Source organism: Salmonella sp. SAL03688 (assembly GCF_046551895.1).
In the GTDB taxonomy this organism is placed as follows: domain Bacteria; phylum Pseudomonadota; class Gammaproteobacteria; order Enterobacterales; family Enterobacteriaceae; genus Salmonella; species Salmonella enterica.
The window spans coordinates 74,586-87,160 of sequence record NZ_JBGDVI010000015.1 but is presented as its reverse complement, the minus strand read 5'-3'; the positions used below and the strand labels follow the sequence as shown (position 1 = coordinate 87,160).

Genomic DNA, 12,575 nt, shown 5'->3' with positions numbered 1-12,575 from the left:
ACCATGACCGCTAACCCACGGGGTCATGACAGATAACGACGTTACTGTTTATAGAGCAATATCTCTTGTATCGACGCGTTACCAGCCCCCTTTAAAGAGGGGGATAACTGAATATCCCCAATAATAATTGAGAGTTATGTGAATAATAAGAAAATCAGGTCTATGCCTGATTTAATATATCCTCCACTAATAATAATATTTTTACAAATAATTATACATTACATCATATTCGCTACTTTCACCTACCAGGAAACAGAGCAAAATGAATATATGTGTAAATTCACTTTACCGATTGAGCATACCGCAATTTTACAGCTTATATGCAGAAGAGGTGAGCGATGAGACGCTTGCGTTGTTGTTTAGCGCAGTAGAGAACGGTGATCAGAATTGTATTGATCTGTTATGCAATCTTGCGTTACGCAACGATGACCTGGGACATAAAGTTGAGAAATTACTTTTTGATCTCTTTAGCGGAAAAAGATCGGGATCACCAGATATAGACAAAAAAATCAATCAGGCTTGCCTTGTATTACATCAAATCGCCAATAACGATATAACAAAAAATAATACTGAGTGGAAAAAGCTACATGCCCCTTCCAGATTACTTTATATGGCCGGTTCCGCGACAACCGACCTTTCTAAAAAAATAGAAATAGCACATAAAATTATGGGCGACCAGTTCGCTCAGACAGATCAAGAACAGGTAGGAGTTGAAAATCTTTGGTGTGGTGCGCGAATGTTGTCGTCAGATGAGCTGGCAGCTGCAACGCAAGGTCTGGTTCAAGAATCACCTTTTCTCTCGGTAAACTATCCTATTGGGCTTATTCATCCTACCACCAAAGAAAATATATTACGCACTCAGCTACTTGAAAAGATGGCTCAATCAGGATTATCTGAAAATGAAGTCTTTCTGATAAATACAGGAGATCACTGGCTTATCTGTTTATTTTATAAACTTGCAGAAAAAATAAAATGCCTTATATTTAATACTTATCATGATTTAAATGAAAATACTAAGCAAGAGATTATAGAAGCAGCAACAATTGCAGGCATATCAGAAAGCGATGATGTTAATTTTATCGAAATGAATTTACAAAATAATGTACCCAACGGCTGTGGTCTATTTTGTTACCATACAATTCAACTCTTATCGAATGCCGGACAAGACGATCCTGCTACCACACTACGAGAATTTGCGGAAAATTTCTTAACGCTTCCAGTAGAGGAAAAAACACTATTTAACACCCAAACCCGGCGACAAATATATGAATACAGTCTCCAGTAATGGTGAGTACTTAGAGCCTATCCCATTAGGCTCTTATCCTGAAATGATGCTCTGCGAAGAATTTATAAGTATATAAGGGTGGGAAGGCCAGACCTTCCCACTAAAAGTTCTATGCCGTCAATGATTCAACCACGTCTATCCAGCCATGCTCGCTGATAATGTCCTCGCCATTAAGCCAGCGGCGCAACATATTTAGCGCCATCATCGCGCAGACCTCCTGACGTATTGCCAGACTATACCGATTGGCGCTAAAACGCACGCGTAAGGCATACGTGCCATCCGGCGTCGCCAGCGCGAAATTAAGATGTTCGTTTTCCAGCCCCGACACGGCCAGCGCCAGACCGGCATAATGATTGCTGCGCCGTTCTGTCGTCCAGTGCGCCGTTTGCGCCAGCGTCTCTTCCTGAGAAGGAACGACTTCGCTGGCAAGAACAGGCGCCCCGGCGCGGGAAAGCTGTAGCGCCAGTAAGCCGCTGGTGTATTGCTCGCTCAACGTCAGACTCAACTGCCTTTCCTGCAGGCGGCGGGCTATTTGCGCCGGCAGGTTTTCCGTACCTTCAAAAATCAGGTTCTGTCCGGCGACCCGTTTGACCTCTGGCCATAACGCCAGCATCGCCTCCCGTTGCGTCGCCGGGCCGGTCAATTTCAGTTCAATGATCGGCATTGATGAGCGATACCCCATCGTCACGCCGGGCGGCAACGGCAGTGAATCGAGACGCTGCGCGAGGTCACTTTCTGAACGTCCAAAAGTCGTTAACCGCAGGCAAAGCGGCGGCTCCGGCAGCGAAAAACGCGCGCGTAACCGCGGTAAGATTTCCTTCTCCACCATAACCTTAAATTCCGACGGTACGCCGGGGGTGAAAAACATCAGGCAGCGGTTGAGCTGTAGCGCAAATCCACAGGCAGTGCCGACCGGATTATTAATAAACTCCGCGCTGGCAGGCAGTTCCGCCTGTTTACGGTTGCTCGGCGCCATCACGCGACCACGCTGCTGAAAGTAGCGTTCCATTTCGGTCAGCCACGCCTGGTGCAGTACTAATCCTTCGCCTTTTGCCGTTGCCGCGGCGAGCGCGCTTAAATCATCGCTGGTCGGCCCTAACCCGCCATTAACAATCAAAACATCAGCATGTTGACTGCGTTCACGCAAGATAGCGACCAGACTGTCCAGATTATCGCCTACCGTATTTCGCCGTGATAACGGAACGCCCTGATGAAAGAAAAAATCAGCCAGCCAGGCGGCATTGGTGTCAACGATTTGTCCGTGCAACACCTCATCCCCGGTGGATAGCATTTCCACATTTAGCATTGTGTTCTCCTGCTCTTATGATGAAAACACTATAACGCAAAGACGAATATGACGTGGAAAGAAGAATGACGGGAAAAGGAGGAATATGGCGCGACGATTGCCGCGCCGTTAGCATCAAAAGCTGGCGTTTACGCCAACATAAGGGCCGTCAGCAATCGCATTATCGCGGTTGCCGTCTTTACCCGCCAGGTTCAGGTAACGATAACCGGCTTCAATGCTCAGCGGGCGCATAATGGTGAAACGCGCGCCTGCATTCGCTTCTTCATAGCTGTCGATACCGCTGGACAGCGAATCTGGTGAATAATAATACTCGCCGAACAGACGGAAGCTGTTGCCGATTTTCCATTGTAGCCCACCGCCGACAGCCGCCGCATAGCCTTCATCGCTGTCTTTCGGATTGGTATAAATACCTTTACCGCCGACCGTCGCCAGCAGCGGTCCCACCGGAATGTTCAGCCCCAGACCCACGCCCGCAGCGTCGCCATCATCATCGTTGTGCATCCAGTTGCCGCTTAGCGCCAGCCCCGTCGATTCCGTACCAAAACCCACGCCAATGTTGGTGTAATCTTCGCCCGCCTGGCCGCTAATACTGATGGCCTGCGCCGATGCAGAAACGAACAGCATTCCGGCAAAACCTAATAATATGCTTTTTTTCATTTTTACCCTTTCCAGCAAGCACATAAAGAAAAACTCCCCAAAACGGCAGAATTGTACTGCCAGACGCTGAGGAATCAATGCACTAAAAAACCATTCCAAAAACATATTGTAACGAAATACTACTTTCGCCATGCCGCATCATTGCGCCATCACATGGCGACGCCTGCATCAACAGGATTAACAAAAAACGCAGTCTGCGTTATCGCTTCCATTTTTCACAAAGAATTTCGCAGAATGATTTGTTAAGCTGATGTCCTGGTGGTTTAAGGAAGCGACTTATGCGTCAACGAACTATAGTTTGCCCATTAATTCAAAATGATGGCTGTTATCTGCTGTGCAAAATGGCCGACAACCGCGGCGTCTTTCCCGGTCAGTGGGCGCTGTCGGGCGGCGGGGTCGAGCCGGGCGAACGCATTGAAGAGGCGCTGCGTCGGGAGATTCGGGAGGAACTCGGCGAACAACTAATTCTGAGCGATATTACGCCGTGGACCTTTCGCGACGATATCCGTGTTAAAACCTACGCTGATGGCAGACAAGAAGAGATTTATATGATTTATCTCATCTTCGACTGTGTTTCCGCTAACCGCGATATATGTATTAACGACGAATTTCAGGACTACGCCTGGGTCAAGCCAGAAGAACTGGCGCTGTATGATTTGAATGTAGCGACACGCCACACATTAGCATTGAAAGGGTTATTATAATGACGACAGCCGCTTCAGGCTGTCTTTACGCTTTTAACATGCGGCTAGCCGGGAACAAATTCACCATCTAAAAAGAGTTTTCCGTTTTCCGCATGCATAACGAGCGCATTAAGATAGTCCGGATCAAACTTTACGCCGCGCTTATTTTTTGCAATATACGTCAAACAATGATTATGGGTAAAAATGACTATATTTTTATTCTGCGACTTTTTCAGTAACGTATTGATTGAAGCATAAATACCGCTGCCGCAATCCATCATTTTTTTATCCACCGTAAGCGACCTGCCCGCAGAAAACCAGGTTGCCGACTGGATGGTGCGCACCGTATTACTGGAATAGAGATTGTAATTTTGTATATCGGCACTGAAGGCTTTACCCAGCGCTCTGGCATCTTGCGCACCGTTGACCGTAATCCCCGTGCTGTCTGACAGGCAGGTATTATCGGAACGATCGCACCGCTCGGCATGGCGGAATAACACGACTACCGGATGCTGCTTCGCCAGCGCCGCCAGCGCTTTACCGTTAATCTGCGGTAGACCGTTACCACTCCAGGCATGTTGTGAGGTCAACCCGGCGATAATAACCAACGCCCCCGCCAGAGTCGCGAGATAGCGTTTGTTTTTAATAAAGCGTAGGGTAAATGCCAGCACATTAACCTCTCAGGCAGACAGTGCAGCTAACTTAATAGCAATACGATTAAAATGAAATTCCGCAACGGAAGACCAGGCCAGAAACATAAAAACAGCTTTTGGGCATGCATAAAATGCCTTAAACTTTCGGCGAAAGCAAAGCATAATTCCGTTAAAAATTATCTTTTTACTTCACCTTAATTTCTTAATGTTAATTTAATATTCATCCAGTAGGGTTCAGCTAAATGCGTTAAAAAATAAGCCCTTTTCTATTGCCGAAATATTTGAAAAGCGGCTTTCAATGGCTGAAGGAAAAATGATGTCGGACTTTTTGCCTTTCTCCCGTCCGGCGATGGGCGCGGAAGAGCTCGCTGCCGTTAAGACCGTACTGGACTCAGGTTGGATAACAACTGGCCCGAAAAATCAGGAACTGGAAGCGGCGTTTTGTCGGCTAACAGGCAATCAATATGCCGTTGCCGTCAGTTCAGCCACTGCCGGTATGCACATCGCGTTGATGGCGCTGGGCATTGGTGAAGGCGACGAGGTCATTACACCGTCAATGACGTGGGTTTCTACGCTAAATATGATCGTTTTACTCGGCGCGACCCCCGTCATGGTCGATGTCGATCGCGATACGCTGATGGTCACGCCTGAACATATCGAAGCCGCGATTACGCCACAAACCAAAGCAATTATCCCCGTCCACTACGCTGGCGCGCCCGCCGATCTGGACGCTATTTACGCTCTTGGCGAGCATTATGGCATCCCGGTGATTGAAGACGCGGCGCACGCGACAGGAACCAGATACAAAGGTCGCCACATTGGCGCCCGGGGCACCGCGATTTTCTCCTTCCACGCCATTAAGAACATTACCTGCGCTGAAGGCGGTATCGTCGTCACGGATAACCCGCAATTCGCCGATAAACTGCGCAGTCTCAAGTTTCACGGGCTTGGCGTTGATGCCTGGGATCGACAGAGCGGAGGACGCGCGCCACAAGCGGAAGTCCTGGCGCCGGGCTACAAATATAATTTGCCCGACCTCAACGCCGCTATCGCGCTTGCTCAGTTACAGAAACTGGATGCGCTTAACGCTCGCCGCGCCGCCATCGCAGCGCAGTACCACCAGGCAATGGCAGACCTGCCTTTTCAGCCTCTGAGCCTTCCGTCGTGGGAACATATTCACGCCTGGCATTTATTCATTATCCGGGTCGATGAAGCCCGTTGCGGTATTACCCGGGATGCTCTGATGGCATCGCTGAAAACGAAAGGCATCGGCACAGGGCTGCATTTCCGCGCCGCGCATACGCAAAAATATTATCGCGAACGTTTCCCAACGCTCACGCTGCCTGACACCGAGTGGAACAGCGAGCGGATCTGCTCACTGCCGCTCTTCCCGGACATGACCGAGAGTGACTTTGATCGGGTCATTACCGCCCTTCATCAGATAGCAGGACAATAAGCATGTTTGACGCCGCCCCCATAAAAAAAGTCTCGGTGGTTATTCCTGTCTATAACGAACAGGAAAGCCTGCCGGAATTGATAAGACGCACCACCACCGCCTGCGAGAGCCTGGGCAAAGCGTGGGAGATTTTATTGATAGATGATGGTAGCAGCGATAGCTCGGCGGAGCTGATGGTTAAGGCGTCCCAGGAGGCCGATAGCCATATCATCTCTATTTTACTCAACCGTAACTACGGTCAACATGCAGCAATTATGGCGGGGTTTAGCCATGTAAGCGGCGATCTCATCATTACGCTGGATGCCGATCTGCAAAACCCGCCGGAAGAGATCCCGCGCCTGGTGGCGAAAGCCGATGAAGGGTTCGATGTGGTAGGCACCGTGCGCCAGAACCGACAGGACAGCCTGTTTCGCAAATCGGCGTCAAAAATCATTAATCTGCTGATCCAGCGCACAACGGGCAAAGCGATGGGCGATTACGGCTGCATGTTACGCGCCTATCGCCGCCCTATTATCGATACCATGTTGCGCTGCCATGAACGCAGCACCTTTATCCCTATTCTGGCCAACATTTTCGCTCGTCGGGCTACCGAGATCCCGGTGCATCACGCTGAACGTGAATTTGGCGACTCTAAATACAGTTTTATGCGTCTCATTAACCTGATGTATGACCTGGTGACCTGCCTGACGACGACGCCGCTGCGCCTGTTGAGCCTGCTGGGCAGCGTTATCGCCATCGGCGGGTTTAGCCTGTCGGTATTGCTTATTGTACTTCGCCTGGCACTGGGGCCGCAGTGGGCGGCGGAAGGCGTATTTATGCTCTTTGCCGTCCTGTTTACCTTCATCGGCGCGCAATTCATCGGTATGGGGCTGCTGGGCGAATACATCGGTCGCATTTATAACGATGTCCGCGCCCGCCCCCGCTATTTTGTTCAACAAGTTATCTACCCGGAAAGCACGCCGTTTACTGAGGAAAGTCACCAATGAAAGCCGTTATTTTTGCCTATCACGATATGGGATGTCAGGGCGTGCAGGCCGTACTGGATGCCGGGTATGAGATTGCCGCGATTTTCACTCATGCCGATAATCCTGCGGAAAACACCTTTTTTGGCTCCGTCTCCCGGCTGGCGGCAGAATTAGGGATTCCGGTTTATGCGCCGGATAACGTAAACCATCCTATCTGGGTCGACCGCATCGCTGAGCTTGCGCCGGATATTATTTTTTCGTTCTATTACCGCAACCTGTTAAGCGAAGAAATTCTGCACCTCGCCCCGGCTGGCGCGTTCAATCTGCACGGTTCTCTATTGCCTGCCTATCGTGGCCGTGCGCCGCTAAACTGGGTTCTGGTTAACGGCGAAAGCGAAACGGGCGTAACGCTGCATCGTATGGTCAAACGTGCCGACGCCGGAGAGATTGTCGCCAGTCAACGCGTCGCTATTGCGCAGGACGATGTTGCGCTTACCCTGCATCATAAGCTATGTCAGGCCGCGCGCCAGTTGCTTAATAGCATCCTGCCCACCATGAAATGCGGCGATATACCTTCTGTTCCCCAGCGTGAGTCTGACGCTACATATTATAGTCGCCGCAGGCCGGAAGATGGCCTTATCGACTGGCACAAACCGGTTTCCACGGTGCATAACCTGGTGCGGGCGGTAGCCGCCCCCTGGCCCGGCGCGTTCAGCTATAACGGCTCGCAAAAATTCACTATCTGGTCTTCACGAATTTGTCCGGATGCGCAGGGCGCGCTTCCCGGCTCGGTAATTTCGGTCTCTCCGCTGCGGATCGCCTGCGCCGATGGCGCGCTGGAGATTATTACCGGCCAGGCCGGAGACGGTATTACTGTACAAGGCTCGCAGCTTGCACAGACGCTTGGTCTGGTGGCGGGCGCGCGTTTGAACCGTCCACCAGCGACCAGCGGTAAACGTCGCATTCGCGTTCTCATCCTCGGCGTCAACGGTTTTATCGGCAATCATTTGACCGAACGGTTACTGAATGAAGAGAATTACGAGGTCTACGGTATGGATATCGGCAGCAACGCCATTAGCCGATTCCTGCTCCACCCTCGCTTTCATTTCGTGGAGGGAGATATCAGCATCCACTCAGAATGGATCGAATATCACGTCAAAAAATGCGATGTCGTACTGCCGCTGGTAGCAATTGCTACCCCGATTGAATACACCCGCAACCCGCTGCGCGTCTTTGAACTTGATTTTGAAGAAAATCTGCGGATTATCCGTTATTGCGTGAAATACCGTAAACGCGTGGTTTTCCCGTCTACCTCTGAAGTGTACGGCATGTGTACGGACGCCTCTTTTGACGAGGACAAATCGAATCTGATCGTCGGGCCGGTGAATAAGCCACGCTGGATTTACTCCGTTTCCAAACAGCTTCTCGACCGGGTGATTTGGGCTTATGGCGAAAAAGAGGGATTGCGCTTCACGCTTTTCCGTCCCTTTAACTGGATGGGGCCGCGGCTGGATAGCCTGAACGCGGCGCGTATCGGCAGTTCACGCGCGATAACGCAGTTGATTCTGAACCTGGTAGAAGGGACGCCGATCAAGCTTATCGACGGTGGTCAGCAGAAGCGCTGTTTCACCGATATTCGCGATGGGATCGAAGCATTATTCCGCATTATTGTGAATGATGGCGATCGGTGCGATGGCAAAATCATTAATATCGGCAATCCTGACAACGAAGCCAGTATTCAGGAACTGGCGACGCTGTTGCTCGACAGTTTTGATAAGCATCCGCTGCGCTGCCATTTCCCACCGTTTGCCGGTTTCCAGGTCGTCGAAAGCCGTAGTTATTACGGCAAGGGTTATCAGGATGTCGCACACCGGAAACCCAGTATCGACAATGCCAGGCGCTGTCTGGGCTGGGAACCGTCTATTGCGATGCGTGATACGGTTGAAGAAACGCTGGACTTCTTCCTGCGCAGCGTAGATGTCGCGGAACGCGCATCATGACGAAAGTCGGTTTACGCATTGATGTTGATACCTTGCGAGGAACGCGTGAAGGTGTTCCCCGGCTGCTGGCGACATTGCATCGCCACGGCGTTCAGGCCAGCTTTTTCTTCAGCGTCGGGCCGGACAATATGGGACGTCATCTTTGGCGTCTGATAAGACCGCGATTTTTATGGAAAATGCTACGTTCAAACGCCGCCTCGCTCTACGGTTGGGATATCCTGCTGGCCGGCACCGCCTGGCCGGGAAAAAATATCGGCAACGCCAATGCCGGGATTATTCGTGAAACGGCAACATACCATGAGACGGGACTACATGCCTGGGATCACCATGCGTGGCAGACTCACAGCGGCCACTGGAGTATCCGCCAGCTTGAAGAAGATATTGCGCGCGGCATAACGGCGCTTGAGGCCATTATCGGAAAACCCGTCACCTGCTCAGCCGCGGCCGGCTGGCGAGCGGATGGGCGCGTTGTTCGTGCGAAAGAGCCGTTCAACCTGCGGTATAACAGCGATTGCCGTGGAACCACCTTATTCCGTCCGCTACTGATGCCGGGCCAGACCGGGACGCCACAAATCCCGGTCACCTTACCCACGTGGGATGAGGTTATCGGCCCCGCCGTTCAGGCGCAGTCGTTCAATACCTGGATTATCTCCCGTATGTTGCAGGACAAAGGCACGCCGGTATATACCATCCATGCGGAAGTCGAAGGTATTGTCCATCAGCCGCTGTTTGAAGATTTGCTCGTTCGTGCACGCGACGCGGGGATCACCTTTTGCCCTCTGGGCGAACTGCTGCCGGCATCGCCTGAGTCTCTGCCGTTGGGGCAAATTGTACGTGGACACATCCCTGGCCGTGAAGGTTGGCTGGGGTGCCAACAGGCCGCGAGCGCCTCATGATGAAATCGATACGCTATTATCTGGCTTTCGCCGCATTTATCGCGCTCTACTATGTTATTCCTGTCAATAGCCGCCTGCTCTGGCAGCCGGATGAAACGCGCTATGCCGAAATAAGTCGGGAGATGCTGGCGTCTGGCGACTGGATCGTGCCGCATTTTCTGGGATTACGTTATTTTGAAAAACCGATAGCCGGTTACTGGATAAACAGTCTGGGTCAGTGGCTTTTTGGCGCTACCAATTTTGGCGTGCGGGCTGGCGCTATTTTAACGACATTGCTGGCCGCAGCGCTGGTGGCGTGGCTGACGTTCCGCTTATGGCAGGATAAACGTACCGCGTTGCTCGCCTCCGTGATCTTTCTCTCCCTCTTTGCCGTTTACAGTATCGGGACGTATGCGGTACTCGACCCGATGATCGCCCTTTGGCTTACGGCCGGGATGTGTTGTTTCTGGCAGGGGATGCAGGCCACGACCCGAACGGGCAAGATTGGGATGTTTTTGCTACTGGGCGCAACCTGCGGTCTGGGTGTATTAACTAAAGGGTTCCTCGCCCTGGCCGTACCGGTGGTGAGCGTGCTGCCGTGGGTTATTGTTCAGAAACGCTGGAAGGACTTTTTGCTTTACGGCTGGCTGGCGGTCTTGAGCTGCTTTGTGGTTGTCCTTCCCTGGGCGATCGCCATTGCGCGACGCGAAGCCGATTTCTGGCATTACTTTTTCTGGGTGGAGCATATCCAGCGATTCGCCATGAGCGATGCCCAGCATAAGGCCCCTTTCTGGTACTATCTGCCGGTACTGCTCGCGGGAAGTTTACCGTGGCTGGGGTTACTGCCTGGCGCGCTTAAACTGGGCTGGCGCGAGCGAAACGGCGCATTCTATTTGCTCGGATGGACGATCATGCCGCTTCTCTTTTTCAGTATTGCGAAAGGGAAACTGCCCACCTATGTTCTTTCCTGTTTCGCACCGATAGCGATACTCATGGCGCGCTTCGTCCTGCATAACGTAAAAGAAGGCGTCGCTGCGCTACGTGTCAACGGCGGGATCAACCTGGTGTTCGGGTTAGTCGGGATCGTCGCGGCGTTTGTCGTCTCCTCATGGGGCCCGTTGAAATCGCCGGTGTGGACACATATCGAAACCTATAAAGTTTTTTGCGTCTGGGGCGTCTTTACTGTTTGGGCGTTTGTGGGCTGGTATAGCCTCTGTCATAGCCAAAAATACCTATTACCCGCGTTTTGTCCGCTGGGACTGGCGCTGCTGTTCGGCTTTTCCATCCCCGACAGGGTGATGGAGTCCAAACAGCCACAGTTTTTTGTCGAAATGACCCAGGCGCCTTTGGCATCAAGCCGCTATATTCTTGCCGACAACGTCGGCGTCGCCGCCGGGCTGGCCTGGAGTCTGAAACGAGACGATATTATGCTCTACGGATACGCAGGCGAACTCAGGTATGGTCTTAGCTATCCTGATGTGCAGGATAAATTCGTTAAAGCCGACGATTTTAACGCCTGGCTCAACCAGCATCGTCAGGAGGGCATTATTACGCTAGTACTTTCAATAGCCAAAGATGAAGACATCAGCGCTCTTTCCCTTCCCCCTGCGGACAATGTTGATTACCAGGGGCGTCTGGTGTTAATTCAGTATCGGCCTAAATGATCGGCATCGTTCTGGTGCTTGCCAGTCTGCTCAGCGTTGGCGGTCAGCTCTGCCAGAAGCAAGCGACACGGCCATTGACGGCGGGCGGACGCCGCCGTCACCTGATGCTGTGGCTGGGCCTGGCGCTGATATGCATGGGCGCAGCGATGGTGCTGTGGCTGCTGGTGCTACAAACCCTGCCGGTGGGAATTGCTTACCCGATGTTGAGTCTGAATTTTGTCTGGGTCACGCTGGCGGCATGGAGAATCTGGCATGAACAGGTTCCGCCCCGCCACTGGTTGGGCGTCGCATTGATTATCAGCGGCATTATCATTCTGGGGAGTGCGGCATAATGGGCGTAATGTGGGGACTGATAAGCGTTGCGATTGCCTCCCTCGCCCAGTTGAGTTTAGGATTCGCCATGATGCGGCTGCCATCGATAGCGCATCCACTGGCGTTTATTTCCGGACTGGGCGCATTTAATGCCGCGACCCTGGCGCTATTCGCCGGTTTGGCGGGGTATCTGGTTTCCGTCTTCTGCTGGCATAAAACATTACACACGCTCGCGCTCAGCAAAGCCTATGCGCTACTGAGTCTCAGTTATGTGCTTGTCTGGGTAGCCTCAATGTTGTTACCCGGTTTGCAAGGCGCCTTCAGCCTAAAAGCGATGCTCGGCGTATTGTGTATTATGGCGGGGGTAATGCTGATTTTTCTGCCCGCCAGATCATGATGGCTTGCGCGTCAACCGCTGCCATTCGTCGCAGGAATAACAGCGTGCATCAACGATTTTTAAGGTCTGGTGTTTTTCCCGATTAATACAATACTGCGCATCCTGTAAAGGCGACAGGATATCGCCGGGACTCAGTAATATCATGGAATTCGCCTCGGCGATCATTTTTAGCGAACCGCCGCTATCGCACAGCACCAGAACATGGCACGCCCTCTTTTTGACATAATGCGATTTCTTAACCAACCATTCCATAGCGCCCCCGTTTCACGCTGATTGTTCATAACACGTTACACATCAACGGATAAACAAAACGGCAATAGCG

The 12,575-nt window shown here is 51.7% G+C and carries 13 protein-coding genes; 9 read left to right on the top strand and 4 right to left on the bottom strand.

The window, feature by feature from the left end; all coding sequences use genetic code 11:
• The first annotated feature begins 262 nt into the window (after positions 1-262).
• A complete protein-coding gene (gene sseL, locus ACLJR2_RS15925) occupies positions 263-1,285 on the top strand; it encodes an SPI-2 type III secretion system effector deubiquitinase SseL (RefSeq protein ID WP_001017724.1) in 1,023 nt (340 codons plus the stop codon).
• A gap of 109 nt (positions 1,286-1,394) precedes the next feature.
• On the opposite strand, the gene ACLJR2_RS15920 is transcribed toward sseL, so the two are convergent.
• Both ACLJR2_RS15920 and ACLJR2_RS15915 read right to left on the bottom strand, forming a co-directional pair.
• Complete coding sequence (locus tag ACLJR2_RS15920; protein ID WP_000935682.1) at positions 1,395-2,591, bottom strand: nicotinamide mononucleotide deamidase-related protein YfaY; 1,197 nt, start codon at positions 2,589-2,591, stop codon at positions 1,395-1,397.
• Positions 2,592-2,705: 114 nt separating this feature from the next.
• The gene (locus ACLJR2_RS15915) at positions 2,706-3,248 is read right to left on the bottom strand and encodes a YfaZ family protein (RefSeq protein ID WP_001670658.1); all 543 of its coding nucleotides are present in this window, start codon (positions 3,246-3,248) and stop codon (positions 2,706-2,708) included.
• A gap of 278 nt (positions 3,249-3,526) precedes the next feature.
• Between ACLJR2_RS15915 and nudI the strand changes: the two genes are divergently transcribed.
• Positions 3,527-3,952, top strand: a complete 426-nt coding sequence (gene nudI, locus ACLJR2_RS15910; protein WP_001249902.1) for a nucleoside triphosphatase NudI — start codon at positions 3,527-3,529, stop codon at positions 3,950-3,952.
• A 44-nt stretch (positions 3,953-3,996) separates the two neighbouring features.
• On the opposite strand, the gene pmrG is transcribed toward nudI, so the two are convergent.
• Positions 3,997-4,602 carry a lipopolysaccharide core heptose(II)-phosphate phosphatase PmrG gene (pmrG, locus tag ACLJR2_RS15905; protein ID WP_000879258.1) on the bottom strand — a complete coding sequence of 202 codons (606 nt, stop codon included), beginning with the start codon at positions 4,600-4,602 and terminating at the stop codon, positions 3,997-3,999.
• Between the two features lie 298 nt (positions 4,603-4,900).
• On the opposite strand from pmrG, the gene arnB reads away from it, so the two are divergent.
• From arnB to arnF, 7 genes are read left to right on the top strand one after another with little or no spacing between them, the layout of a single operon-like run.
• The gene (gene arnB / locus ACLJR2_RS15900) at positions 4,901-6,040 is read left to right on the top strand and encodes a UDP-4-amino-4-deoxy-L-arabinose aminotransferase (RefSeq protein ID WP_001279289.1); all 1,140 of its coding nucleotides are present in this window, start codon (positions 4,901-4,903) and stop codon (positions 6,038-6,040) included.
• Positions 6,041-6,042: 2 nt separating this feature from the next.
• Positions 6,043-7,026, top strand: a complete 984-nt coding sequence (gene arnC / locus ACLJR2_RS15895) for an undecaprenyl-phosphate 4-deoxy-4-formamido-L-arabinose transferase (protein ID WP_000458893.1) — start codon at positions 6,043-6,045, stop codon at positions 7,024-7,026.
• Positions 7,023-9,005 (top strand): bifunctional UDP-4-amino-4-deoxy-L-arabinose formyltransferase/UDP-glucuronic acid oxidase ArnA, encoded by a 1,983-nt coding sequence (gene arnA, locus ACLJR2_RS15890; RefSeq protein WP_000648768.1) that lies wholly within the window; start codon positions 7,023-7,025, stop codon positions 9,003-9,005. The genes arnC and arnA overlap by 4 nt, the downstream gene beginning before the upstream one ends.
• Positions 9,002-9,901 carry a 4-deoxy-4-formamido-L-arabinose-phosphoundecaprenol deformylase gene (arnD, locus tag ACLJR2_RS15885; protein WP_000169765.1) on the top strand — a complete coding sequence of 300 codons (900 nt, stop codon included), beginning with the start codon at positions 9,002-9,004 and terminating at the stop codon, positions 9,899-9,901. The genes arnA and arnD overlap by 4 nt, the downstream gene beginning before the upstream one ends.
• Positions 9,898-11,544: a lipid IV(A) 4-amino-4-deoxy-L-arabinosyltransferase gene (gene arnT / locus ACLJR2_RS15880; protein WP_000978034.1), complete on the top strand. Its 1,647-nt coding sequence runs from the start codon at positions 9,898-9,900 to the stop codon at positions 11,542-11,544. Before arnD ends, arnT begins: the two co-directional genes overlap by 4 nt.
• A complete protein-coding gene (arnE, locus tag ACLJR2_RS15875) occupies positions 11,541-11,876 on the top strand; it encodes a 4-amino-4-deoxy-L-arabinose-phosphoundecaprenol flippase subunit ArnE (protein WP_000579482.1) in 336 nt (111 codons plus the stop codon). Before arnT ends, arnE begins: the two co-directional genes overlap by 4 nt.
• Positions 11,876-12,253, top strand: a complete 378-nt coding sequence (gene arnF, locus ACLJR2_RS15870) for a 4-amino-4-deoxy-L-arabinose-phosphoundecaprenol flippase subunit ArnF (RefSeq protein ID WP_000538692.1) — start codon at positions 11,876-11,878, stop codon at positions 12,251-12,253. The genes arnE and arnF overlap by 1 nt, the downstream gene beginning before the upstream one ends.
• On the opposite strand, the gene pmrD is transcribed toward arnF, so the two are convergent.
• Positions 12,248-12,505 carry a signal transduction protein PmrD gene (pmrD, locus tag ACLJR2_RS15865; RefSeq protein ID WP_000455132.1) on the bottom strand — a complete coding sequence of 86 codons (258 nt, stop codon included), beginning with the start codon at positions 12,503-12,505 and terminating at the stop codon, positions 12,248-12,250. The genes arnF and pmrD overlap by 6 nt on opposite strands.
• Positions 12,506-12,575: the final 70 nt, after the last annotated feature.